Genomic DNA, 23857 nt, shown 5'->3' with positions numbered 1-23857 from the left:
TTTGATAGGGTGGTCTCTCCGCGGGGGAGCACCCCGCCCCACGACCCTTTGGAGGCGCCCCATGACCGTCGTGCTCCTGCTCCACGCAGTGGCGGCGACGGTCGCGCCCCTCCTCTTCCCCCGCCTGGGCCGCAGCGCCTTCTACGTCCTGGCCGCCGTGCCGCTGGCCGGGCTGGTCTGGCTGCTGGCCGCCGCCCCCCGCGTCTACGGCCCCGGGGGCGGCTGGACCGAGTCCTGGACCTGGATCCCGTCCCTCGACCTCGGGATCACGTTCCGCATGGACGCCCTCGCGTGGGTGATGTCCCTGCTCGTGCTCGGCGTCGGCTCGCTCGTGCTCTTCTACTGCGCCCGGTACTTCAAGTCCGGCGCCGAGGGCGTCGGCGGCTTCGGCGCCCAGCTGCTCGCCTTCGCCGGGGCCATGTTCGGGCTGGTGACGGCCGACGACCTGCTGCTGCTGTTCGTCTTCTGGGAGATCACCACCGTCCTGTCCTTCCTGCTCATCAGCTACAGCCGCACCCGCCTCTCGGCCCGCCGGGCCGCCCTGCAGGCGCTCGTGGTCACCACCGCCGGCGGGCTCGCGATGCTGGTCGGGATGATCATGCTGGGGGAGACCGCCGGCACCTACCGGATCTCCGCGCTGCTCGAGCGGGCCCCCGAGCTCGCGCAGGCCGGCACCGTGGTGGACGTCGCGGTGCTGCTGCTGCTCGTGGGCGCCGCGACCAAGTCCGCGCTGATCCCGCTGCACTTCTGGCTGCCGGCCGCGATGGCCGCCCCCACCCCCGTCTCGGCCTACCTGCACGCCGCGGCGATGGTCAAGGCCGGGGTCTACCTCGTGGCCCGCTTCGCCCCCGGCTACGCCGAGACGGCGCTGTGGCAGCCCGTCGTCGTCGTCCTGGGCCTGGCCACGATGCTCTTCGGCGGGTGGGCCGCGCTCAAGCAGTACGACCTCAAGCTGATCCTCGCCTACGGGACCGTCAGCCAGCTCGGCTTCCTCGTGGTGGTCGTGGGCTGGGGCTCGGCGGACACCGCCCAGGCCGGGATGGCGATGCTGCTCTCCCACGGGCTGTTCAAGGCCACGCTCTTCCTCGTGGTCGGCATCATCGACCACCGGGCCGGGACCCGCGACATCCGCCGCCTGTCGGGGCTGTTCCGCAGGGTGCCCGTGCTCTTCGGCGTCGCGCTCGTGGCCGCCGCCTCGATGGCCGGGGTCCCGCCGCTGGCCGGGTTCGTGACCAAGGAGGCCGTGCTCACGGCCTTCGTGCACGCCACCGGCGAGCCGTGGGGCACGCTCGTGCTCACGGGCCTGGTGGCCGGCTCGGTGCTGACCTTCGCCTACAGCGCCCGCTTCGTGTGGGGCGGCTTCGCGCACAAGTCCGCGCACTTCTCCGAGCTCGACGAGGGCGTCGGCGGCCGGTCGGTGATCAGCGACGTCGACCGCGTCGAGCCGTCCTTCCTCGCCGCCCCCGCGCTGCTGACGGTCCTCACCGTGGTCTACGGGCTGTGGCCCGCGCCGGTGGACGCCATGCTGCAGCCGTACGTGGCCCAGTTCCCGCCCGTGACCGGCCACGAGTTCTACCTCGCCCTGTGGCACGGGCTCACCCCCGCGCTCGGGCTCTCGGCGCTCGTGCTCGCCGCGGGCACCGCGCTGTACCTGGCCAGGCAGCCGGTCAGCGACCTGCAGCGGGCCCTGCCCGCGCTGCCGCCCGGAGAGCTGCTGTACCGGCGCACCATCAACGTCCTGGACCTGTTCGCCGTGTGGGTCACCGGCCGCACCCAGCGCGGGTCGCTGTCCTTCTACCTCTCCGTGATCCTGCTGACCGCCATCGTCGTCCCGGCGATCGTGCTCTTCGCGGCCGAGACCCCGCCGCTGGCGGCGGTCCACTGGGCGGACGGCCCGGGCCAGCTCGTGGCCGGCGTCGTGATGGTCGTGGCGGCGCTGCTCGTGCCGCTGGCGCGCAAGCGGTTCCTGGCCGTGCTGCTCGTGTCGGTCACCGGCTACGGGCTGGCGCTGATCTTCGCGCTCCAGGGCGCCCCGGACCTCGCGCTGACCCAGACCCTCGTGGAGACCGTCTCCCTGATCGCCTTCGTGCTCGCGCTGCGCTCCCTGCCCGCCCCGCTGTGGCACCGCAACCCCACCGGTCACCGGGCGCTGCGCGCCGGGATCGCCGTGGCCTTCGGGGTCTTCATGACCGCGCTCGCGGCCTTCAGCATCTCCTCCCGCTCCGCGGACCCGATCTCCCTCGAGCTGCCGCGGATGGCCTACGAGCTCGGCGACGGGCAGAACGTGGTCAACGTGATCCTCGTGGACATCCGCGCCTGGGACACCTTCGGGGAGATCAGCGTGCTCGTGCTCGCCGCGACCGGCGTGGCCTCCCTGATCTTCGTCACCGGCCGCGGGGACCGGATCGTGCGCTCCGGCCCGGACACCGGGCAGATGCGCGTGCTGCGCACCCGCAGCGCCGAGGCCCTCGACGACACGGGCCGGGAGGCGGAGCTGACCCTCGCGCGCCGCTTCGCCCGCTCCGGCGCGGCCGAGGAGGACCCCTTCCTGCTGGCCGGGCACACCCTGGCCCCCGAGCGGCGCTCGATCGTCTTCGAGGTCGTCACGCGCCTGCTCTTCCACACCTTCATGATGGTCTCGCTCTACCTGCTCGTGGCCGGGCACAACGATCCCGGCGGCGGGTTCGCCGGGGGCCTGCTCGCCGGGCTCGCCCTCGCCGTGCGCTACCTCGCCGGCGGGCGCTACGAGCTCGAGCAGGCCACGCCCATCAACGCCGGCGCCATGCTCGGTGCCGGGCTCGCGATCACCGCGCTGTACGCGGTCACCCCGGTCTTCCTCGGCGGGTCCGTCATGCAGAGCTACACCTGGGAGGTCGACCTGCTCCTGTTCGGGCCGCAGAAGTTCGTCAGCGCCATCGTCTTCGACATCGGCGTCTACCTGATCGTGGTGGGCCTGATCCTCGACATCCTCCGCTCCCTGGGCGGGCGGATCGACGAGCGCGTCGAGGAGGACGCCGTGCGCCGGCGCCGCCGCACCGGCGGCACGCGCATCCGGCTCTCCGGGCGCCGGGCCACCCCCGTGCCGCGCGCCGGGTCGCGCCCGGCCACGGCGGGAGCGCCGGCCGGCGAGGACGGGGGGCGGTCCCGGTGAGCGTGAACCTGACCCTGCTGCTCGTGATGGGCGTGCTCTACACCGTGGGCGTGTACCTGCTGCTCGAGCGCTCCCTGACCCGCGTGCTGCTCGGGATCGTGCTGCTGACCAACGGCACGAACCTGCTGATCCTGCACACCGGCGGGCGCCCCGGCGCCGCGCCCCTCTACGACTCCGCCCTGGCGGGGGAGGACTACAGCGACCCGCTGCCCCAGGCGCTGATCCTCACCTCGATCGTGATCTCCCTGGCCGTGACCGCGTTCCTGCTCGGCATGATCTACCGCTCGTGGGTGCTCGGGCGCCGCGACGAGATCCAGGACGACGTCGAGGACCGCCGCGTCGCGCGCCAGTCCTCCTACGACGTGGAGGACGACGCCGAGATCCCCGCCGACACCACGGAGTTCGACACCTCGCCCGGCGACGAGGCGGCCGGGCGCGACCCCGACGAGGACGTCGAGGCCCCGGGCGCGCCGACGGCCGGGCGGGAGGGGACCCGATGACCCTCAACCCCGCGCAGCTGGCCCCGCTGGCCGTGATCATCCCGTTCCTCGGCGCCGCCCTGAACCTGCTGCTGCTGCGGCGCAACCGGCTGCAGCGGACCGTGGCGATCGGCGCGCTCGTGCTCAGCCTCGTCGTCGAGACGGTCGTGCTCGTCGGCACCTGGGACCTCGGCCCCCAGGCCGTGCACCTGGGCGGCTGGGAGGCGCCGTGGGGCATCGTCATGGTCGTCGACCAGCTCTCCTCCCTGCTGCTGGTCGTCTCCACGGTCGTCTCGCTGTCCGTGCTCGTCTACGCGACCGGCCAGGGCGTGGCCGACGGCGACGACGAGGGGCCGATCTCGATCTTCCACCCCTCCTTCCTCATCCTCGTGGCGGGGGTCTCCAACGCCTTCCTGGCCGGGGACCTGTTCAACCTCTACGTCGGCTTCGAGATCCTGCTCGTGGCCTCCTACGTGCTGATGACGATGGGCGGGACGGTCCAACGCATCCGCACCGGCGTCACCTACGTGGTCGTCTCGGTGATCTCCTCGGTGCTGTTCCTCATCACCATCGCGATGATCTACGGGGCCACCGGCACCATCACCATGGCGGACCTGTCGGTGAAGCTCGCCGAGCTGCCCGTGGGCACGCAGCTGCAGCTGCACCTGATGCTCGTGATCGCCTTCGGGATCAAGGCCGCCGTCTTCCCCCTGTCCTTCTGGCTGCCCGACTCCTACCCCACGGCCTCCGCACCCGTCACCGCCGTGTTCGCGGGCCTGCTGACGAAGGTCGGGGTGTACGCGATCATCCGCACCGAGACCCTGCTGTTCCCGGCCGAGCGCATCGACGGGCTGCTGATGACGGTCGCGCTGCTGACGATGGTCGTGGGCATCCTGGGCGCCCTCGCCCAGATCGACATCAAGCGCATGCTCTCGTTCACGCTGATCAGCCACATCGGCTACATGATCTTCGGGGTGGCCGTCGGCACCGCCGAGGCGCTCGCGGCCACCGTGTACTACGTGGCCCACCACATCGTGATCCAGACCAGCCTGTTCCTCGTGGCGGGGCTGATCGAGCGCCGCGGCGGGTCCACGAACGTGGACCGCCTCGCGGGCCTGGCCCGCATCTCCCCGCTGCTGGGCCTGCTCTACCTGGTGCCCGCGCTCAACCTCGGCGGGATCCCGCCGTTCTCCGGGTTCCTCGGCAAGGCGGGCCTGCTCCAGGCGGGCGTGGCCCGCGGGGACTGGCTCTCCTACGTCCTCGTGGCCGGCGCCGTGCTCGTGTCCCTGCTGACGCTGATGGCGCTGATCCGCGTGTGGAACCGCGCCTTCCTGCGCGCCCCGGAGGACGCCGAGTACCCCGACCCGATCCTGATGGCCCCCGTGCCGGCCGGCTCCCGGTTCCTGCTGACCTCCGGCGGGGTCGACGACCAGGCGGGCCGCTTCGGCGGCAAGGGCGACGTCCGGCTGATGTCGCCGTCGATGCTCGGGGCGACCTCCGCGCTCGTGGCCGTCGGGGTGGCCCTGACCGTCTTCGCCGGACCGCTGTTCCAGCTCGCGGACAACGCCGCGGAGAACCTCGTGCGCCCCGAGCGCTACGTCGGCGCGGTCCTGGACCTGTCCACGGGACCGCAGCCCGTGGTGGAGGAGGCCCCGTGACCCGGCCCCGGAACCCGCTGCTCGTCGAGCTGCCCCTGCTGGTGTGGCTCGTGCTCGTCTGGGGCGCCCTGTGGGGCGACTTCCGGGCCGGCAACCTGGTCTTCGGGGCGCTGCTGGCCCTGCTCGTCACCTGGGTGCTCTACCTGCCGCCGGTCCAGCTTTCCGGGCGGTTCAACCCCGTGCACTTCGCGCTGTTCACGGCCACCTTCGTGTGGCAGGTCGCGAAGGCCAGCTTCGAGGTGCTGCTCGTGGCGCTGCTCGTGGGACCGCGCACGCGCAACGCCGTGGTCGGCGTACAGCTGCGCACGCGCTCCGACCTGCTGCTCACCGCGACCGGGCACACCATGACGCTGATCCCCGGATCCCTCGTGATCGAGGTCGACCGGGCCAACGGCACCCTGTACTTCCACGCCCTCAACGTCCGCACCCCCGAGCAGGCCGAGGACTTCCGCCGCGCCGTGCTGCGCATCGAGGCGGCCTGGATCCGGATCATGGGCACCCGGGAGGAGCTCGCGGCCCTGCGCGCGGAGCGCCGCCCCGGGACGGGCAGGGCCCAGGACAGCGCCGCGATCCGCGCCCCCATCACCTCCCAGCAGCAGATCGTGCGGGGCCGGGGCGACGACGACGGGGCCGCGGCCGAGACCACCGACCGACCCGCCGGGCAGGCCGTGCCCGGGACAGAGGAGGACCGCCCGTGATGGAGATCGCCGTGGGCATCGCCGCCGTGCTGCTGAGCCTGGGCGCGGCCGGCACCCTCTACCGCCTCGCCAAAGGGCCGTCCCTGCTGGACCGGGTCGTGGCCACCGACGTGCTGCTCGCGATCGTCGCGGCCGCCCTCGCGGTGGACATGGCCTACCACGGGCACCTGGACAACCTGGTGCTCATGGTCATCGTCTCGCTCGTGGGCTTCATCGGCTCCGTGACGGTCGCCCGCTTCGCGACCCAGACCGCGGAGCACGGGCGGTGAGCCCCGTGACCGAGACCGTCCTGGACGCCGCGACGGCCGTGTGCCTCGTGGTCGGCGCCCTGATGTCGCTGGCCGCGGCCGTCGGCCTCGTCCGCTTCCCCGACCTGCTGACCCGCATGCACGCCGGCACCAAGCCCCAGGTATTCGGGCTGCTGCTGATGCTCACCGCGGTCGCCCTGGGCAGCCGCAACGCGTGGATGATCCCGCTGATCGTGCTCGGGTGGGTGTTCCAGCTGCTCACGGTTCCCGTCTCGGCGCACATGGTGGGGCGCTCGACCTACCGCACCAAGCACCTCAACCGCGACACCCTCACCCAGGACGACCTGCAGGAGGTGCTCAACCGCGTGGGCCCCGACGGACAGCACACTGACGGCCCCGGGCGGACGCGCTAGGCTGGGACGGATCCCAGGGGCCCCCGCCCCGGCCCGCGACCCAGAAGGAGCACCCGCCCATGAACACCAAGATCCTGCACCTGCTCGGCACCGGCGCCTCCCTCGGCGGCGTGGCCCTGACGAACAAGGTCCTGGCCGCCGGCTGGAAGAAGGTCACGGGCCAGGAGCCCCCGGCCAAGAACCCGGACCCGGACGAGGCCTGGACGGGGATCATCATCTGGGCGCTGATGACCGGTCTCGTCGGCACGGTCATCAAGGTCGCCGTCAGCCGCAAGGTCTACGAGCTGGAGAACAAGCCGAAGGCCACCAGCGGCTCCGAGGTCTGAGCCCGCCGCCGGCGCGCGAGGGCGGGGCCTCCGTCCCGGGGAACCGGGAGCGGGGCCCCGCCCTCGCGCACGCCCGGGCGCACACCGATCCGGGCGCCCCGGTCCCGCGCAGCCCCGTCCCGCGCAGACCGGTCCCGGGCCTCCCGTCCAGAGCACCCCGGTCCCGCGCGCGACCGGCCCGGGTACCGGCGGCGGCCCCGGCACAGTAGACTGGGCGGCACTTGAACGACAGGGGAGCGCACCCCGCCGGCGACGGCGGCACAGCGCTGAGAGTGCGGATCACCGCAGACCCTCGAACCTGCTCCGGTTAGCACCGGCGAAGGGAGTCGAGCACCTCGGGACGGTCGTGCGCGCCACGGCGCGCCGTGCCGTCCTCCCCTCCTGGCACCGATCGGCTCGCTGAGCCCAGGAGGCAACCGCCGTGAACACCACCGTCCACCGTCCCACGGACCGCACCCGCCCCGCGCGCCGGCTCTCGTGGCGGGTCGTCGACATCGTCGTCGCCGCCGTCCTCGCCGCCGTGTGCGCGGTCGTGTTCTGGGCCTGGTCCAACCTGCTCTACCCCGCCGTGGCCGCCGCCGCCGTGGCCTACCCGCCCGCGACCGGGCTGATCACCGGCGGGTGGCTCGTGGCCGGCGTGCTCGGCGGGCTCGTGATCCGCAAGCCGGGCGCGGCGCTGTTCGTGGAGCTGCTCGCGGCCGTGCTGCAGGGCCTGCTCGGCACCCACTTCGGCTGGACCGTGATCCTCTCCGGCCTGATCCAGGGCCTGGGCGCGGAGCTCGTCCTCGCCGCGTGGCGCTACCGCCGCTTCGACGTGCTGGTGGCCGTCCTGGCCGGGGCCGTCAGCGGGCTGTTCCTGGGCGTGAGCGAGAACCTGATCTACAACTACGAGTGGGCCCTCTCCCACCAGGTCGTCTACGCCGTCCTCGCCGTGCTCTCCGGGGCCGTGCTCGCGGGGGCGCTGATGTGGGCCGCGGTCCGGGCGCTCGCGCGCACCGGCGTGCTCGACGGCCTCGCCTCCGGCCGGGCCGCGCGCCGGTGACGGCCACCGCGGCCGCGTCCGCCCGCGCCCGGCCCGCCGCCCGCGGCGCCCGGGTCGAGGCCCGGGGCTTCGGCTGGCACCACCCCGGGCGGGCGGAGCCCTCCCTGCACGGGATCGACCTCGTCCTGGAACCGGGGGAGCGGGTCCTGCTCCTCGGGCCCTCGGGCGCGGGCAAGTCCACCCTCCTGCACGCCCTCGCGGGCGTGCTCCACGACGACGACGGGCAGACCCGCCTCGGCGAGCTGCTCGTGGACGGCACGGACCCCGAGCACGCCCGGGGCCGGGCCGGGCTCGTGCAGCAGGACCCCGAGTCGGGGGTCGTGCTCTCGCGCGTGGGCGACGACACCGCGTTCGGCCTCGAGAACCTCGCCGTGCCCCGGGAGCAGATCTGGCCCCGGGTGCGGGAGGCCCTCGACCGGGTGGGGCTGGACCTGCCCCTGGACCACCCCACCGCGGCCCTGTCCGGCGGGCAGAAGCAGCGGCTCGCGCTCGCCGGCGCCGTCGCCACGGACCCCGGCCTGCTGCTGCTCGACGAGCCGACCGCCAACCTCGACCCCGACGGCGTGCGGCAGGTCCGGGAGGCCGTCCTGGCGTGCCTCGAGCGCAGCGGCGCGACCCTCGTGGTCGTCGAGCACCGCACCGCCGTGTGGGCCGACGCCGTGGACCGCGTCGTCGTCCTGGGCCGCGACGGCGGGATCAGCCACGACGGCCCGCCCGCGGAGGTCTTCGGCGCCGCCGGCGACGAACTGCGCGCGGCCGGCGTGTGGGTGCCCGGCTGGGTGCCGCCCACCCGCCCGGCCCCGCGGCCGGCCCCCGGGGCGCCGGAACCCGAGCCCCTGCTCACGGGGGAGGACCTGGCCGTCTCGCGCACCCGCCCGACCCGGCGGCAGCTGCGGGCCCGCCGCCGGGCCGCGCGCACCGGCCGCCCGGTGGACGACGCGGCCGCCGGGCGGGACCTGCCCACGGCGGCCGCCGGGGTGGACGCCGTGCTCCGCCGCGGGCGGGTGCTCGCGCTGACCGGCCCCAACGGCGCGGGCAAGTCCACGACCGCCCTGACCCTCGCGGGGCTGCTGCCCCCGGTCCGGGGGCGGGTCGAGGCCGCCCCCGGACTGGCCCGCGGCGCCGGGCCCGACCCGTTCGCGTGGCGCGGGCGCGAGCTCGTGGCCCGGATCGGGACGGTCTTCCAGGAGCCCGAGCACCAGTTCCTGCGCCCCACCGTGCGCGAGGAGCTCGAGCACGGGCCCCGCCTCGCCGGCGCGGACCCGCAGGAGCGCCGCCGCCTGGCCGACGGGCTGCTGGCGCGGCTGCGGCTGGCCCACGTGGCGGAGGCGAACCCGTTCACCCTCTCCGGCGGGGAGCAGCGCCGGCTGTCGGTGGCCACCGTGCTGGCCACCGCCCCCGACGTGCTCGTGCTCGACGAGCCCACCTTCGGCCAGGACGCCCTGACCTGGGCCGAGCTCGTGGAGCTGCTCCTCGAGCTGGTCGAGGCGGGCACGTCCGTGCTCGCGGTCACCCACGACGCCGAGTTCGTGCGCGCGATCGGCGCCGAGGCCCTGGACCTGGCCCGCCCGGCGGCAGGAGCACGGCGGTGAACGCCCTCGCCCTCGCCCCCGCGGCCCGGCGCTCCCTGCTGGGCCGCACGGACGCGCTCGTGAAGCTGGCCGGGGCCCTGCTGCTGACGGCGGTGCTCGTGGTCAGCGCCGACCCCGTGACCTCCGGCGTCGTCCTGGCGGGGGAGCTCGTGCTCCTGGGACTGGCGGGCCAGCGGCCGCTGGCCCTGCTGGTGCGCGCCTGGCCCCTGGTGCTCGCCGCGCTGGTCAGCGGCTGGGGCACCGCGCTGCTCGCGGAGGACTCCGGACCGGTGCTGCTGGACCTGGGCCTCACGCAGCTGTCCGCCGGGGCCGTGGCCGCCGGTGCCGCGATCGCCCTGCGCGGGCTGGCCCTGGCCCTGCCGGGGCTGTTGGTGCTGCTCACCACGGACCCCGCGGACCTCGCCGACGGCCTCGCCCAGACCCTGCGCCTGCCGGCCCGCTTCGTGCTCGCCTCGCTCGCGGCGCTGCGGCTCGTGGGCGTGCTGGCCGCGGAGTGGGACACGCTCGCGACGGCCCGGCGGGCCCGCGGCGCCGGCGGCGGCCGCGGCCCGCTCGCGGCGCTGCGCGAGTTCGGCGGTCAGGTCTTCACGCTGCTCGTGCAGTCGCTGCGCCGGGCCACCCGGCTGGCCGTGACCATGGAGGCCCGCGGCTTCGGGGCCGGACCGCGCACGTGGGCCCGGGTGCCCCGGCGGTCCTGGCGGGACGCGGCCGTGCTCGCCGCGTGCGCCGCGCTCGCGGCGGCGGGGCCGGTCGTGGCGGTGCTGGCGGGCCAGCACCGGTTCATCTGGTCCTGACCGGCGGCCCCGCGCGCCTCCGGACGGACCGGTCCCGGGCGGCTGCGGGCCTGCGGCGCCCGGGGCGCCGGGGCCGGAGCGTCCGGCCCCGGCACCGCCGGGGTGCCGCCCCGACGGGACCCCTCCTGCCGGCCGGAGCGCGTCCCGGTCGCCGGCCCGCGGCTCAGGCGCCGGCGACCCAGCCGGTGACGAGGCGCGTGAGCTGCGGGTTGACCGGCAGCGGCTGGGCGTCGAGCCGCCGCACCGGGACGGCCAGCCGCACGCTGGAGACCAGCCAGACGCCGTCGGCGGCGAGCAGGTCGGCCGGGTAGAGGGGGCCGTAGCCCAGCTCCCAGCCGTCCGCGCGGGCGGCGGTGAAGATCGCCGCCTGGGTGGTGCCCGGCAGGACCCCGCGGGAGGGCTCGGGGGTCACCAGCTCGCGCCGGTCCCCGCGGACCCGGGCGCAGACCACGGAGGAGGTCGCGCCCTCGAGCACGCGGCGGTCCTCGGCGGTGAACACGGCGTCGTCGGCGCCGAGGGTCCGGGCGTGGCGCTGGGCGGCCATGTTCACGGCGTAGGACAGCGTCTTGGCCCCCGGCAGCAGCCACGGGTAGCCCGCGTCCAGGGCGGGGTCGTGCCCGCGCGGCAGGAGCACGACGTCGACGCCCTCGCGGCGCTGGCGGAACGTGGACTCCGGGACGGGGTTCACGGTGACCCACGACCAGGGCCCGCCCTCGGGGGTGCCGCGGCTGATCGTGATCCGCACGCTGTGCTCGGCCCCCAGCTCGCCCCGCCCGCCCGGTCCCGCGTGGGCGAGGGCGAGCTCGACGGCGCGCAGGCACCGCTCCGCGTCCGGGACGGGCAGCTGGGCCAGGCGGGCGGAGGAGGTGAGCCGGCGGTGGTGGGCGGGGAACTTCCGCACCTGCCCGTCGACGGCGCGCAGGGTCTCGAACACCCCGTCGCCGCGGGTCAGGCCCTGGTCGTCGATGTGCACGAGCGGGACGGCGGGGTCGACGAGCGCGCCCTCGGGACGCTCGGCGTCGAGGACGACGACGGTGCTGGTCACGGGGTCCTCCTGGCGGCGCGGGTCAGCAGACGGGACCGGGGTGCAGGATGTCGACCCGGTCCCAGACGGGGTCGGCCTCCAGATAGGCGTCCTCCTGGGCGGCCCACCGGTCCCAGTGGCGGGCGTAGGCCTCGCCGTCGCGGGCGATCGCGCGGTCGAGGCGGAGGGCGGTGGGCAGCTCGACCCACACCGAGACGTCGAGCAGCTCGCGCGCGGCGGAGCTGCAGGCCCCGACGCCCTCGAGCACCACGACCTCGGCGACGCGGGTCAGCCGTGGGGTGCCGGGGGCGCCGGTGACCCAGTCCCAGGCGGTCCAGTGGGCGTCCCGGCCCTCGCGCAGCGGCACGAGCACGTCCGCCACGTACTCCTCGATCCCCGCCGCGAGGCCGTCCCAGCCCGGGTAGAGGTCCTCGAGGTGGAACACGGTCACGTCCCGCACGGGGCGCAGCACGGTGCACAGCTGCTCGGCGAGCGTGGTCTTGCCGGCGCCCGAACGGCCGTCGATGCCGACCAGGAAGGGGCGGTGGACGGGCAGGGGGAGCAGCCGGGCGAGGCTCGTGCCGGAGGGGTTGGCCGCCGCGGTCGCGGGGTCCAGGTGGAGGTCGACGTCGATCACCCGAGGACGCGCCTCCGGGACCGGAGGGCGGAACGGTGGTGGGCGACCGGCGGGCGCGCCGCACGACGGCCCGCACCCGCGGTTGCGATCGGATACATGAGGGGCATTCTATGCGGGCCCGCGCGCCGCCGGGAAGTGCGGGCGCGAGCCCGTCCGTGGCGGCCGGCGGGCGCGGTGGGGTGCGGCGGGGCCGTGGGGCCGCCCGGCGGAGGAAGGGGGCAGAGGCTCCCGGCCCGGGGGAGGCACGAGGGCCCGGCGGGAACCGTCCGGGTTCCCGCCGGGCCCTCGTGCCGGCGCGGGCCGCGGTCGCGGCGGGGACGCCGTCCCGGCCGCGACGGCGGATCAGCCGCGGGGAGCGCCGCCGCCCGGCCGCTGCTGCCCCTCGGCGTCACCGGAGCCGGCTCCGGAGGCGGTGGCGTCGTCGTCGGCGGGGTGGACGGACCCGGCCCCGTCACGGCGGTGGGTGCCGTCCGGGCGCTGGCCGCCGAGGGACTCGATCCCCTCGGTGCCGCGGTACCACTCGGTGATGGCCGGGGCGTGGGAGTCGAACTCGTCGCCGGCGGCGCGGTTGCCGGGGGCGTGCTCGACGCGCAGGGCGAAGTCGTCCCCGTGCTGGTGGATGCCGTGGATGACGGCCTTGCGCACGGCCGAGCGGGCGAACCGGTCGCGGATCAGGGCCGGGTCGTTGAGCAGGTCGCGGTAGAACGCGACCATGAGGAAGGACACCACGATCGCGAAGGGCAGGGCCGAGACGGTCACGAGGTTCTGCATGCCGGCCAGGGCGTCGTCCCCGCCCGCGAGCATCATGACCACGGCGATCGCGCCGAGGCACAGGCCCCAGAAGGTGACGACGCCGCGGTGCGGCTCCGGGTTCCCCCGCTGGGAGAGGGTGCCCATGACGATCGAGGCCGAGTCGGCGCTGGTGACGAAGAAGATGCCGATGATCACCATGGCCAGCACGGAGGTGAGGGCCCCCCAGGGGAGGGCGTCGAGCATGCCGAACAGGGCCGCCTCCTGCCCGCCCGCGCCGAGGAGGTCGGTGCCGGTGCGCTGGACGTGCAGGGCGGTGCCGCCCATGACCACGAACCACAGCACGCACATCGAGGAGGGGACCACGAGCACGACGGTCACGAACTGGCGCAGGGTGCGCCCGCGGGAGATCTTCGCGATGAACATGCCCACGAACGGCGACCAGGACAGCCACCAGGCCCAGTAGAAGACCGTCCACGCGCCGGTGAAGTCGGCGGTCGCCGCGCCCCAGGCGCCCGTGTGCCCGGTCATCCGCAGGTAGTCCTGCAGGTAGGTGCCGAACACGGCGGGGACGAGGTCGAGGATCAGCACGGTCGGGCCGGCCACGAAGACGAACAGCGCCAGCACGAGGGCGAGCACGAGGTTGGTGTTGGACAGGTAGCGGATGCCCCGGGCCACGCCGGAGACCGCCGAGACCACGAAGGCGGCGGTGAGGACGGCGATGATGCCCACGAGCGCGGCGTTGCCGGTCGCGCTCCACCCGGTGACGATCTCGAGGCCGCGGGAGATCTGCAGCGCCCCGATGCCGAGCGAGGCGGCGGTGCCGAAGAGGGTCGCGAAGATCGCGAAGACGTCGATGAGCCGGCCGAGCCCGCCCTCGGCGCGCTTGCGGCCGAGCAGGGGGACGAAGATGCGGCTGATCAGCGGGGCGCGGCCGCGGCGGAAGGTGCCGTAGGCGATGGCGGCGCCCACCACGGCGTACATGGCCCAGGGGTTCAGGCCCCAGTGGAAGGCCGTCTGCACGAGGGCGCGCACGGTCATCTCCTCGGTGCCGGCCTCGGCGGCGAAGCCGGGGACGCCGGCGCCGAAGTGGCTCAGCGGCTCGGAGGCGCCGTAGAACATCAGGCCGATGCCCATGCCCGCGGCGAAGAGCATCGCCAGCCAGGAGAAGAAGGCGAACTCGGGCTGCTCGTCGTCGAGCCCGAGCGGGATCCGGCCGGTGCGGCCGAAGCCGACGACCAGCATGAAGATCACGGCGGCGGTCGACAGGAGCGTGAAGAACCAGCCGGTGTTGGTCGTGACCCAGGTCAGGGCGGTGGAGGAGACCGCGGTGAGGGACTCGGTGGAGAGCAGGCCCCACGCCACGAAACCGGCGATGAGGGCACCGGTGACGACCAGCACGACGCGGTCGGTGCCGTAGCGCAGGTTGCGGTCCTCGACGGCGACCCCGGGCACCAGTGCCGGGTGGACGCCACCCGGGTAGCCGGAGCGGCGGCGGTGCTGGCGCTGCGCGGTCGCGCCGCGCTCGCCCTGTCCGGGCGGACTGGAGGGGGTGGGGGTCGTGCTCACGGGGGCTCCTCGGATCGGGGGTGTGCGGTGCTGGTTCGGCGTTCCTGCGGGTCGGGCCGGGCGGCGGGGCCCCGGCGTGCGGACACGGTGCTCCACCTTACCGAGGGGTCGGCCGGCAGTCAGGCCCGTGGGGGCGATCTCACAGGGGCGGGCGCTACCGTGCCCCACAGTTGAGCGGATGCGGCTCAACTTCACTTGACACTCGCGGCTCATGTGGCAGACTTGAGCCAGGACAACTCAAGACCAGAGACCTCCGGCGGGGCCCCCGCGGTCCGCCGGTCCCGCTCGACACGAAGGAGAACACGCGCATGTCCCGTGCAGTAGGAATCGACCTCGGCACCACCAACTCCTGCGTGGCGGTGCTCGAGGGCGGCGAGCCCACCGTCATCGCCAACGCCGAGGGCAACCGGACCACCCCGTCCGTCGTCGCCTTCTCCAAGGACGGCGAGACCCTGGTGGGCGACATCGCCAAGCGCCAGGCCGTGACCAACGTGGAGCGCACGATCGCCTCGGTCAAGCGCCACATGGGCACCGGTTGGACCAAGGAGATCGACGAGAAGAAGTACACCCCGCAGGAGATCTCCGCCCGCATCCTCATGAAGCTCAAGACGGACGCCGAGTCCTACCTGGGCGACAAGGTCACCGACGCCGTGATCACGGTCCCGGCGTACTTCAACGACGCCGAGCGCCAGGCCACCAAGGAGGCCGGCGAGATCGCGGGCATGAACGTGCTGCGCATCGTCAACGAGCCCACCGCCGCGGCGCTGGCCTACGGCCTGGAGAAGGGCAAGGAGGACGAGCTCATCCTGGTCTTCGACCTCGGTGGCGGCACCTTCGACGTCTCCCTGCTCGAGGTCGGCAAGGACGAGGACGACTTCTCCACCATCCAGGTCCGCGCGACCGCCGGCGACAACCGCCTCGGCGGCGACGACTGGGACCAGCGGATCGTCGACTGGCTGCTGCAGCAGGTGAAGTCCAAGACCGGTGCGGACCTGTCCAAGGACAAGATCGCCCTGCAGCGCCTGAAGGAGACCGCCGAGCAGGCCAAGAAGGAGCTGTCCTCCGCGACCAGCACCAACATCTCCCTGCAGTACCTCTCCGTGACCGCCGAGGGCCCCGTGCACCTCGACGAGCGCCTCACCCGCGCGAAGTTCGAGGAGCTCACCCGCGACCTGCTCGAGCGCACCGAGAAGCCGTTCAAGGACGTCATCGCCGAGGCCGGGATCTCCGTGTCCGACATCGACCACGTGGTCCTCGTCGGCGGCTCGACCCGCATGCCCGCCGTCGCCGAGACCGTCCAGCGCCTGGCCGGCAAGGAGCCGAACAAGGGCGTGAACCCGGACGAGGTCGTGGCCGTCGGCGCCGCGATCCAGGCCGGCGTGCTCAAGGGCGACCGCAAGGACGTCCTGCTGATCGACGTCACGCCGCTGTCGCTGGGCATCGAGACCAAGGGCGGGGTGATGACCAAGCTCATCGAGCGCAACACGGCCATCCCCACCAAGCGGTCCGAGACCTTCACCACGGCGGAGGACAACCAGCCGTCCGTGTCCATCCAGGTCTTCCAGGGCGAGCGCCAGTTCACCCGGGACAACAAGAACCTGGGCACGTTCGAGCTGACCGGCATCGCCCCGGCCCCGCGCGGCATGCCGCAGATCGAGGTGACCTTCGACATCGACGCCAACGGCATCGTGCACGTCTCCGCCAAGGACAAGGGCACCGGCAAGGAGCAGTCGATGACCATCACCGGCGGCACCTCGCTGTCGAAGGAGGACATCGACCGCATGGTCAAGGACGCCGAGGCCAACGCCGAGGCGGACCGGGTGCGCCGCGAGGCCGCCGACCTGCGCAACAACGCCGAGCAGAGCGCCTACTCCATCGAGAAGCTGCTCAAGGACAACGACGACAAGCTGCCCGAGGACGTCAGGTCCGAGGTGCAGGGCGACGTCGACGCCCTGAAGCAGGCGCTCGAGGGCCAGGACGACGACGCCGTCAAGAGCGCCTACGAGAAGCTCCAGCAGTCCCAGACGAAGCTGGGCGAGGCGCTCTACGCCCAGGCGGGTGCCGAGGGCGCGGAGGGCGCCCCGGGCGCCGCCGGGGAGTCCGGCGCGGCGACCGGTGACGAGGACATCGTCGACGCCGAGGTCGTCGACGACGAGAACGAGAAGAAGTGAGCATGGCCGACCCCACCCCTGATCCCGACCGGAACCCGGCGGAGCAGCCCGGCGACGCGGGCGGCCCCGAGCAGGAGGCGGCCCGCCCGGCCGCCGACGGGGCCGCCGGCGGGACCGAGCCCGGCACGGCGCAGGAGCCCGGCGCCGGCACCGACCCGCAGGACGGTGCCGGCCCGGAGGGCCTGACCGTCGACGACATCCTGGGCACCCCCCAGTCCACCGACGCAGGCTCGGCGGACACCGGGGAGCCCGGGGCCGGGCAGGCCCCGTCCGAGGCGGAGGCGCTGGCCGCGGAGCGGCTCGAGGAGCTGCGCCGGCTGCAGGCCGAGTTCGTGAACTTCAAGCACCGCACGGCGCGGGAGAAGGAGCAGCTGCGCACCTACGTGACCGGCGACCTGCTCCAGGCGCTGCTGCCGGTGTTCGACGACATCGACGCGGCCCGCGGGGCCGGGGACCTCACCGAGGGCCCGTTCGCGTCCATCGCGAACAAGCTCGAGGAGATCCTGGTGCGCCAGGGCCTGTCCCGCATCGGCGCGGTCGGGGAGACGTTCGACCCCGCCGTCCACGAGGCCGTGCTGCAGCAGCCCACGAGCGAGGTCGAGCCCGACCAGATCGCGATGGTGCTGCGCTCCGGCTTCCGCATCGGTGAGCGCGTCGTGCGGCCCGCCCAGGTCGCCGTCGCGGTCGCCGAGTGAGGCCGCCCGCGGCCTGACACGGGGGACGGCGAGGGGAGGTCCGTCCGACGGGCCTCCCCTCGCCGTCCCCGCGCACCCCGTCCCCGGGGCACACCCCGTTTGCCCGCACGGGCCGCCCCGGACCCCGACCGGCCCCGCAGAGAGGAGGCGTCATGGCCAGCCAGGACTGGATCGACAAGGACTTCTACAGCATTCTCGGCGTCTCCAAGGACGCGTCCGAGGCCGACGTCAAGAAGGCCTACCGCAAGCTCGCCCGCCAGTACCACCCGGACCAGAACCCGGGGGACGCGGCCGCCGAGCAGCGGTTCAAGGACATCACCGAGGCCCACTCCGTGCTCTCGGACCCGGAGGAGCGCAAGCAGTACGACGCCATCCGCGCGATGGGCTCCGGCGCCCGCTTCACGGCGGGCGGGCCCGGCGGCGCGGGCGGATCGGCGAACTTCGAGGACATCTTCGGCGACATCTTCGGCGGTGGCGGCGGTCGCCGGCGCACGACGTTCACCACCGGCGGGCCCGGCGGCGGTTTCGGCGGCGGGGGCGGGTTCGAGGACCTGTTCACGCAGTTCGGCGGCGCGGGCGGCGGCTACGGCGGCTACCAGGCCCCGCCGGCGCGCGGCGAGGACATCCGCACGGAGACCACCATCCCGTTCCGCTCGGCCGTGCAGGGCACGACCGTGCGTCTGCGCCGCGGCAACGGCCAGGAGACCACGGTGCGCGTGCCCAAGGGGGTGCGCGACGGGCAGAAGCTCAAGCTCGCCGGCAAGGGCCACTCGGGCCCCGGCGGGGCGGGGGACCTGTACGTGACCGTCCACGTGCGCCCGCACCCGTTCTTCACCCGGGTGGAGGGCACGGACGACGTCGAGGTCACGGTGCCGATCACGTTCCCCGAGGCCGCCCTGGGCGCCACGGTCGAGGTGCCGACCCTCGACGGGGCCACCGTGCGGCTGAAGGTCCCGGCGGGCACGTCCTCGGGGCGGCGCTTCCGCGTGAAGGGCCGCGGCATCGAGACCTCCCGCGGGACCGGCAACCTCATCGTGACCGTGGAGGTGCACGTCCCGGCCGACCTGGACGAGTCGGCGCAGGCGGCCGTGCGCGCCTACGCCGAGGCCACCGCCGGCCAGGACCCGCGCGCCTCCCTGAGGGAGAAGGCGAGGCTCTGACGATGGCCCTCGACGCCGACCAGCCCCTGTTCGTGATCTCCGTGGCGGCGGAGATCGCCGAGATGCACCCGCAGACGCTGCGCCAGTACGACCGGCTCGGCCTGGTCAAGCCCTCGCGGGCCCCGGGCCGGGCCCGGCGCTACTCGCAGCGGGACATCGAGAAGCTCCAGCAGATCCAGGTGCTCTCCCAGCAGGGCGTCTCCCTCGAGGGCATCCGCCGGATCCTCCAGCTCGAGAACCAGGTCGCGGCGCTGCAGGCGCGGATCGCGGAGCTCAGCGGCGAGCTCGAGGAGGCCCGCGAGCGCGCCGAGGAGTCCACCCGCATCTTCGCCGCGGGCGCCGGCGGCGACGTCGTGCGGATGGCCCGCGGCTCCCGGCCCCGGCGGCGGCAGGTCTCCCAGGCCGTGGTGCTCTACCGGCCCCCGTTCCGCTAGGAGGGCTGAACGGGGGTGCCGGCGGCGGGCCCGGCCCCGCCGGGGCTCAGCCCAGGCGCTTCTCGAAGGCCACGTCGTGGACGCCGCCGGGGTAGACCCTCGCCACGCCGGGCAGGCGCTCGTAGCCGGCGGCGAGGTACAGGGCCTCGGCCTCCGGCTGGCGGTTGCCGGTGGTCAGGCGGATCCGCCGGTACCCTGCGGCGGCGGCGCGCTGCTCCAGCTCGGCGAGCACCCGCCGGGACAGGCCCCGGCGGCGGTGCGAGGGGGCCGTCCACACGCGCTTGAGCTCGGCGGTGGCGTCGTCGTGGCGCCGGAACGCGCCGCCCGCCACCGTGCACCCGTCCGCCACGAGCAGCACGATCCCGCCGGAGGGCGCGGTGAAGTCCGCGACCGGGTGCTCCGCCATCTCGTCCGCGCCGATCGCGGGGCCGTAGCGCTCGGCGTACTCCCGGTGCAGGCCCTGCAGCAGCGGTGCGAGCAGCGGGTCCCCGGGGACCACCGCGACGACGCCGTACCGGCCGGCGCGGTCGTCCCGGTCGCGGTCGCCCGCACCGGGCGTGCCCGGGGTCGCGCTCACGGCAGCCGGCGGTAGGTGAGGTCGCGCGGGGTGCGGCCGGCCTCCTGCGCCTTGCGCTCGAAGCTCGTCAGGACGCGCCCCTCCCAGCGCGGGGCCCAGCCCGTGCCGGGGTGCTCGTCGTCGGCGAGGGGGCCGGGGTGGACGTTCTCGAACCCGGGGGCGGCGTCCAGCACCTCGCGCATCGCGAGGGCGTACTCCTGCCAGTCGGTGGCCAGCCGCCACAGCCCGCCCGGGCGCAGGACGCGGGCGGCGAGCTCGGCGAACCCGGGGGAGACCAGCCGGCGCTTGTGGTGGCGCTTCTTGTGCCAGGGGTCCGGGAAGAACACCCACAGCTCGTCCACCGAGGCGGGGGCGAGCATGTGCTCGAGCACCTCGGGGGCGTTGGCCTGGACCACGCGGACGTTGTCGACGCCGGCCTGCCCCGCCTTCAGCAGCAGGTCGGCGATGCCGGGCTTGTACACCTCGACCGCCAGGTAGTCCTGCTCCGGGTGCGCGGCGGCCGCCGCGACGACGGCCTCCCCGAGCCCGGAGCCGACCTCCACGACCAGCGGGGCCTCGCGGCCGAAGGCGGCCACGGCGTCGAAGTCGTGGTCGGGGTGCACGGAGGTGTCGGCGTGGGTGCGCGGGACCTCGAGGACGCGGGTCGGCGCCCACTCGTCCCACGCCTTCTGCCGGCGGGCCGTCAGGCGGTCGCCGCGCCGCACGAACGAGTACGGGCGCCGGTGGAACGCCTCGGGCGCGCCGGGGTCCTGCGGGGGCTCTGCGGGGGAGGTCTGCTCGCTCATCGCCACCATCCTAGGCGGCGCGCCGCCGGCTCCCCGACCGGACCGGGAGCGGCGGCGCCCGCGGGACCGAGGAGCGGGCGGTGGCGGCGGGGCCTGTGCGGGCGGACCGGCGCGAGCGGTGCCGGCGGCGGGCCCGCACCGGGAGCGGCAGCGCCACCAGTGCCGTGTTCGAGGTCGTGGCGGCGGGGCCCGCGCGGGCCCCGCCGCCACGACCTCGAACACGGCACTGGTGGCGCTGCCGCTCCCGGTGCGGGCCCGCCGCCGGCACCGCTCGCGCCGGTCCGCCCGGCCCCGCCGCCAGCGGTGCCGTCGGCGGGCCCGCCGTCGTGCCCGGTGCGGCCGGTCCGGCCCGGGGCGCGGGGGCCCCTCAGCCGCGCCCGCGGGTGCTCAGGCCCGCTGCCCGGCGGGGTCCCAGCGGCGCCGCGGCGGCTGCCACGCGGCGAAGCGGGCGAGCAGCTCCCCGGCGTCCTCGGCGACGACGGCGGCGTCGCGGTACTGCGGGCGCACCAGGCCGGCCTCCGACATCGAGGCGACGGCGTCCAGCAGCGGCCGCCAGTAGCCGGCGACGTCGAGGAAGCCGACCGGTTTCGCGTGCACGCCCACCTGGATCCAGGTCCACGCCTCGAAGATCTCCTCGAGCGTGCCCAGCCCGCCCGGCAGTGCGACGAACCCGTCGGCGAGCTCGGCCATCTGCGCCTTGCGCTCGTGCATGCCGCTCACCACCCGCAGCTCGGTCAGGCCGGTGTGGGCGGTCTCGTCGTCGACCAGGGAGCGGGGCATCACCCCGATCACCTCCCCGCCGGCCGCGAGCGCGGCGTCGGCGACGACGCCCATCAGGCCCACGTGCCCGCCGCCGTAGACGATCCCGACCCCGCGCCGGGCCAGTTCGCCGGCGAAGTCGTGGGCGGCCCGGGCGAAGCGGGGATCGGTGCCGAGGGAGGCCCCGGTGTACACGGCAAGTCTCATGCCGTCATTGTGCGCCACCGGCGACGGCGTGCCCGTCCCGCACGTCCCCGGGGGCGCCCGGGGACGTGCGGATGCACGCCCGGGACGGCAACCTGTGATTCAATGCCTCCGGCCGAGACGGCGGTCACACCCGCCGGCCCGTGTCCGCTTCCTCATCGGCCCGACATCCCCGGGAGACCACATGCTCCAGTCCATCGAATCCGCCCTCGGCACGCTGGGCGGCATCATCTGGGGGCCCTACGTCCTCATCCCCCTGCTGCTGCTGACCGGCCTGTACCTGACCGTCCGGCTCGGCGGGCTGCAGTTCCGCAAGCTCGGCTCCGCCCTGCGCCTGGCCCTGTTCGAGCGCAAGGACGCCGAGGCCTCCGGCGGTGACGTCTCGCAGTTCCAGGCCCTCACGACGGCGCTCGCGGCCACCGTGGGCACCGGCAACATCGTGGGCGTGGCCACCGCCATCTCGATCGGCGGCCCCGGCGCGCTGTTCTGGATGTGGGTGACCGGCCTGCTCGGGATGGCCTCCAAGTACTCCGAGGCGTTCCTGGCCGTGCGCTACCGCACCACCGACGCCAAGGGCGAGATCTCGGGCGGCCCGCAGTACTACCTCGAGCGCGGCATCCGCAGCGGCTTCGGGAAGTTCCTGGCGCTCTTCTTCGCCGTCGCGGCGGCCCTGGCCGCCTTCGGGATCGGCAACATGACCCAGGGCAACTCCATCGCCTCCAACGTGGAGAGCTCCTTCGGCCTGCCCACCTGGCTCACCGGCATCGTCCTGACGGCGTTCACCTTCGCCGTGCTCGTGGGCGGCATCAAGTCCATCGGCCGGGTGACGGCGGCCTTCGTGCCGATCATGATCATCTTCTACGTGCTCGGTGCGCTGTTCATCCTCGTCGTCAACGTGGCGGAGCTGCCGGCCGCGATCGCCCTCATCTTCACCGACGCTTTCACCGGCACGTCGGCCGTCGGCGGCTTCGCCGGTTCGGCGATCATGATGGCCGTGCAGATGGGCGTGGCCCGCGGCCTGTTCTCCAACGAGTCGGGCATGGGCTCGGCGGCCATCGCGGCCGCCGCCGCCCAGACCACCCACCCCGTCCGCCAGGGCCTGGTCTCCATGACGCAGACGTTCATCGACACCCTCGTCGTGGTGAGCTTCACGGGACTGGTGCTCATCACCACCGGCGTCTGGGAGAGGGGCGCCGACTTCGCCGCCACGATGACCGGCGACGCCTTCAGCTCCGGGCTGCCCGGGCAGTGGGGGCACTACATCGTGACCGTCGGCCTCGTGATGTTCGCCTACTCGACCATCCTCGGGTGGGCCTACTACGGCGAGCGCTGCATGGAGCGCCTGTTCGGGCGCCCGGCCGTGATGCCCTACCGGGTCGTGTTCTCCCTCGTGGTGTTCGTGGGCTGCACCGTCCCGCTGGCCGTGGTGTGGAACTTCGCCGACGTGATGAACGGTCTCATGGCGATCCCGAACCTCATCGGCCTGCTCCTCCTGTCGGGGCTGATCGCCCGCGAGACCAAGCACTACCTCGACAACGACCCGAAGCTGCACGCCGACCGCAAGCAGGTCGAGGCGTTCATGGAGGGCCACCCCGGGGCGATCGACTCCTACGAGCGCACCGGCCGCTGACCCCGCTGCCCTCCGGCCCCGTGCCGGAGCGAGGGCCCGGTTCCCCGCGGGGACCGGGCCCTCGGTCTAGCCTGGGGCCATGAGCGAACTTCCCGCACCCCGCCGCTTCTCCTGCAGGCACGCGACCGGCCTGGTCCACGACCAGGGGGCGCAGGTCGTCGACTGGATCCCCACGGGGCACGCGCCGGTGCTGTGGCTCTCGCCCAGCACGGCGCTCGAGCGCGGGCGGGCGGTGCGCGGGGGCGTGCCGATCTGCTTCCCGTGGTTCGCCGAGGGCCCCTCCGGCGACCTCGAGCCCAAGCACGGCTTCGTGCGCACGCTCCCGTGGGAGATGCAGAGCTTCGAGTCCTCAGACCACGAGGCCGTGGCGGTGTACCGCTTCACGGAGGAGGACGTGCCCGACCCCGCCCTGCGCGCGCTCTTCCCGCACCGGTTCGAGGCGGAGTACGTGGTGCGCTTCGGCCCGGAGCTGGAGCTGGAGCTGAGCGTGACCAACACCGACGAGCACGGGTTCGACTTCGAGGAGGCGCTGCACGCGTACCTCGTCGTCGGCGACGTGCGGAGGATCCGGATCGAGGGCCTCGACGGCGCGCGCTACCGGGACAAGGTCACGGACCGGGACGGCTGCCTGCAGGAGGGGCCGCTCGAGCCGGCGGCGGAGACCGACCGCGTGTACGAGTCCTCGGCCGACGTCAGGGTCGTGGACCCGGTGCTGGGGCGGGCGCTGCGCATCCGCAAGCGCGGCTCGGCGACGACGGTCGTGTGGAACCCCTGGGCCGAGAAGGCCGCCGGCCTGCCCGACGTCGGTGCGGACGGGTGGAGCGGCTTCGTGTGCGTCGAGGGCGCCAACGTCCAGGGGAACGCGGTGCACCTCGAGCCGGAGGAGACCCACACGATGGGCTACCGCGTGGCTGTCGAGACGCTCCCCGGCGATCCGGGCGCGTCCCCGGCCTGAGGCCCGGGCGAGGTCGGGAGGTCCGGCGGACGCCGAAAGACCTGGTCGAGAGCGGGCGGGCTCGAGCTCGATCGGGGACGTCCGGACCCGGACGAGCGCGGACGTT

Annotated in this window: 22 protein-coding genes and 1 riboswitch; of the genes, 16 read left to right on the top strand and 6 right to left on the bottom strand. The window is 74.4% G+C overall.

The genetic code is table 11. The annotated features are described in order from the left end of the window. Nucleotides 1–61: 61 nt before the first annotated feature. From AS188_RS15505 to AS188_RS15460, 10 genes are all read left to right on the top strand, one after another. The gene (locus AS188_RS15505; RefSeq protein ID WP_058859591.1) at nt 62–3151 is read left to right on the top strand and encodes a Na+/H+ antiporter subunit A; all 3090 of its coding nucleotides are present in this window, start codon (nt 62–64) and stop codon (nt 3149–3151) included. Next, nucleotides 3148–3651, top strand: coding sequence for a Na(+)/H(+) antiporter subunit C (locus AS188_RS15500; RefSeq protein ID WP_058859590.1), 504 nt, complete (start codon nt 3148–3150; stop codon nt 3649–3651). The genes AS188_RS15505 and AS188_RS15500 overlap by 4 nt, the downstream gene beginning before the upstream one ends. After that, nucleotides 3648–5288 (top strand): Na+/H+ antiporter subunit D, encoded by a 1641-nt coding sequence (locus tag AS188_RS15495; RefSeq protein ID WP_058859589.1) that lies wholly within the window; start codon nt 3648–3650, stop codon nt 5286–5288. Before AS188_RS15500 ends, AS188_RS15495 begins: the two co-directional genes overlap by 4 nt. Beyond that, nucleotides 5285–5986 carry a Na+/H+ antiporter subunit E gene (locus AS188_RS15490; protein ID WP_083529509.1) on the top strand — a complete coding sequence of 234 codons (702 nt, stop codon included), beginning with the start codon at nt 5285–5287 and terminating at the stop codon, nt 5984–5986. The genes AS188_RS15495 and AS188_RS15490 overlap by 4 nt, the downstream gene beginning before the upstream one ends. Next, nucleotides 5986–6255 (top strand): MrpF/PhaF family protein, encoded by a 270-nt coding sequence (locus AS188_RS15485; RefSeq protein ID WP_255667557.1) that lies wholly within the window; start codon nt 5986–5988, stop codon nt 6253–6255. Before AS188_RS15490 ends, AS188_RS15485 begins: the two co-directional genes overlap by 1 nt. Before the next feature lie 62 nt (nt 6256–6317). Continuing rightward, nucleotides 6318–6647 (top strand): monovalent cation/H(+) antiporter subunit G, encoded by a 330-nt coding sequence (gene mnhG / locus AS188_RS15480; protein WP_230781321.1) that lies wholly within the window; start codon nt 6318–6320, stop codon nt 6645–6647. 59 nt (nt 6648–6706) lie between these two features. Then, on the top strand, nt 6707–6973 hold the full coding sequence (locus tag AS188_RS15475; RefSeq protein WP_058859586.1) for a DUF4235 domain-containing protein: 267 nt from the start codon (nt 6707–6709) through the stop codon (nt 6971–6973). A 220-nt stretch (nt 6974–7193) separates the two neighbouring features. Continuing rightward, nucleotides 7194–7315, top strand: a riboswitch (TPP riboswitch). Between the two features lie 79 nt (nt 7316–7394). Beyond that, nucleotides 7395–8015, top strand: coding sequence for an ECF transporter S component (locus AS188_RS15470; protein WP_058859585.1), 621 nt, complete (start codon nt 7395–7397; stop codon nt 8013–8015). After that, nucleotides 8012–9607, top strand: a complete 1596-nt coding sequence (locus tag AS188_RS15465) for an ABC transporter ATP-binding protein (RefSeq protein ID WP_058859584.1) — start codon at nt 8012–8014, stop codon at nt 9605–9607. Before AS188_RS15470 ends, AS188_RS15465 begins: the two co-directional genes overlap by 4 nt. Continuing rightward, entirely contained in the window at nt 9604–10401 is a 798-nt protein-coding gene (locus AS188_RS15460; RefSeq protein WP_058859583.1) for an energy-coupling factor transporter transmembrane component T family protein, read from the top strand. Before AS188_RS15465 ends, AS188_RS15460 begins: the two co-directional genes overlap by 4 nt. A gap of 163 nt (nt 10402–10564) precedes the next feature. On the opposite strand, the gene AS188_RS15455 is transcribed toward AS188_RS15460, so the two are convergent. From AS188_RS15455 to AS188_RS15445, 3 genes are all read right to left on the bottom strand, one after another. After that, nucleotides 10565–11446, bottom strand: coding sequence for an aminodeoxychorismate lyase (locus AS188_RS15455; protein WP_058859582.1), 882 nt, complete (start codon nt 11444–11446; stop codon nt 10565–10567). A 22-nt stretch (nt 11447–11468) separates the two neighbouring features. Continuing rightward, entirely contained in the window at nt 11469–12062 is a 594-nt protein-coding gene (locus tag AS188_RS15450) for a uridine kinase family protein (RefSeq protein ID WP_058859581.1), read from the bottom strand. Between the two features lie 342 nt (nt 12063–12404). Beyond that, nucleotides 12405–14381 carry a BCCT family transporter gene (locus AS188_RS15445; protein WP_083529507.1) on the bottom strand — a complete coding sequence of 659 codons (1977 nt, stop codon included), beginning with the start codon at nt 14379–14381 and terminating at the stop codon, nt 12405–12407. A gap of 308 nt (nt 14382–14689) precedes the next feature. On the opposite strand from AS188_RS15445, the gene dnaK reads away from it, so the two are divergent. From dnaK to AS188_RS15425, 4 genes are all read left to right on the top strand, one after another. Further along, nucleotides 14690–16552, top strand: a complete 1863-nt coding sequence (gene dnaK / locus AS188_RS15440; protein WP_058859580.1) for a molecular chaperone DnaK — start codon at nt 14690–14692, stop codon at nt 16550–16552. A gap of 2 nt (nt 16553–16554) precedes the next feature. Next, the gene (locus AS188_RS15435) at nt 16555–17247 is read left to right on the top strand and encodes a nucleotide exchange factor GrpE (protein ID WP_083529506.1); all 693 of its coding nucleotides are present in this window, start codon (nt 16555–16557) and stop codon (nt 17245–17247) included. A gap of 152 nt (nt 17248–17399) precedes the next feature. Next, entirely contained in the window at nt 17400–18407 is a 1008-nt protein-coding gene (locus tag AS188_RS15430) for a DnaJ C-terminal domain-containing protein (protein ID WP_058859579.1), read from the top strand. 2 nt (nt 18408–18409) lie between these two features. Then, the gene (locus tag AS188_RS15425) at nt 18410–18841 is read left to right on the top strand and encodes a heat shock protein transcriptional repressor HspR (RefSeq protein WP_058859578.1); all 432 of its coding nucleotides are present in this window, start codon (nt 18410–18412) and stop codon (nt 18839–18841) included. Nucleotides 18842–18887: 46 nt separating this feature from the next. Here the strand turns inward: AS188_RS15425 and AS188_RS15420 are convergent, their stop codons facing one another. The 3 genes from AS188_RS15420 to AS188_RS15410 form a co-directional block, all read right to left on the bottom strand. Further along, nucleotides 18888–19418: a GNAT family N-acetyltransferase gene (locus tag AS188_RS15420; protein WP_083529505.1), complete on the bottom strand. Its 531-nt coding sequence runs from the start codon at nt 19416–19418 to the stop codon at nt 18888–18890. Further along, nucleotides 19415–20203 (bottom strand): tRNA (guanosine(46)-N7)-methyltransferase TrmB, encoded by a 789-nt coding sequence (trmB, locus tag AS188_RS15415; RefSeq protein WP_083529504.1) that lies wholly within the window; start codon nt 20201–20203, stop codon nt 19415–19417. Before trmB ends, AS188_RS15420 begins: the two co-directional genes overlap by 4 nt. Before the next feature lie 387 nt (nt 20204–20590). Next, nucleotides 20591–21169: an LOG family protein gene (locus AS188_RS15410; RefSeq protein ID WP_058859576.1), complete on the bottom strand. Its 579-nt coding sequence runs from the start codon at nt 21167–21169 to the stop codon at nt 20591–20593. Between the two features lie 181 nt (nt 21170–21350). Between AS188_RS15410 and AS188_RS15405 the strand changes: the two genes are divergently transcribed. Together AS188_RS15405 and AS188_RS15400 are read left to right on the top strand one after the other, a co-directional pair. Further along, nucleotides 21351–22796 carry an alanine/glycine:cation symporter family protein gene (locus tag AS188_RS15405; RefSeq protein ID WP_058859575.1) on the top strand — a complete coding sequence of 482 codons (1446 nt, stop codon included), beginning with the start codon at nt 21351–21353 and terminating at the stop codon, nt 22794–22796. Nucleotides 22797–22875: 79 nt separating this feature from the next. Further along, nucleotides 22876–23751 (top strand): D-hexose-6-phosphate mutarotase, encoded by an 876-nt coding sequence (locus AS188_RS15400; protein ID WP_083529503.1) that lies wholly within the window; start codon nt 22876–22878, stop codon nt 23749–23751. Nucleotides 23752–23857: the final 106 nt, after the last annotated feature.

It is taken from the genome of Kocuria flava (assembly GCF_001482365.1).
GTDB classification, from domain to species: Bacteria; Actinomycetota; Actinomycetes; order Actinomycetales; family Micrococcaceae; genus Kocuria; species Kocuria flava.
This window is presented reverse-complemented; position numbering and strand designations above follow the sequence as displayed.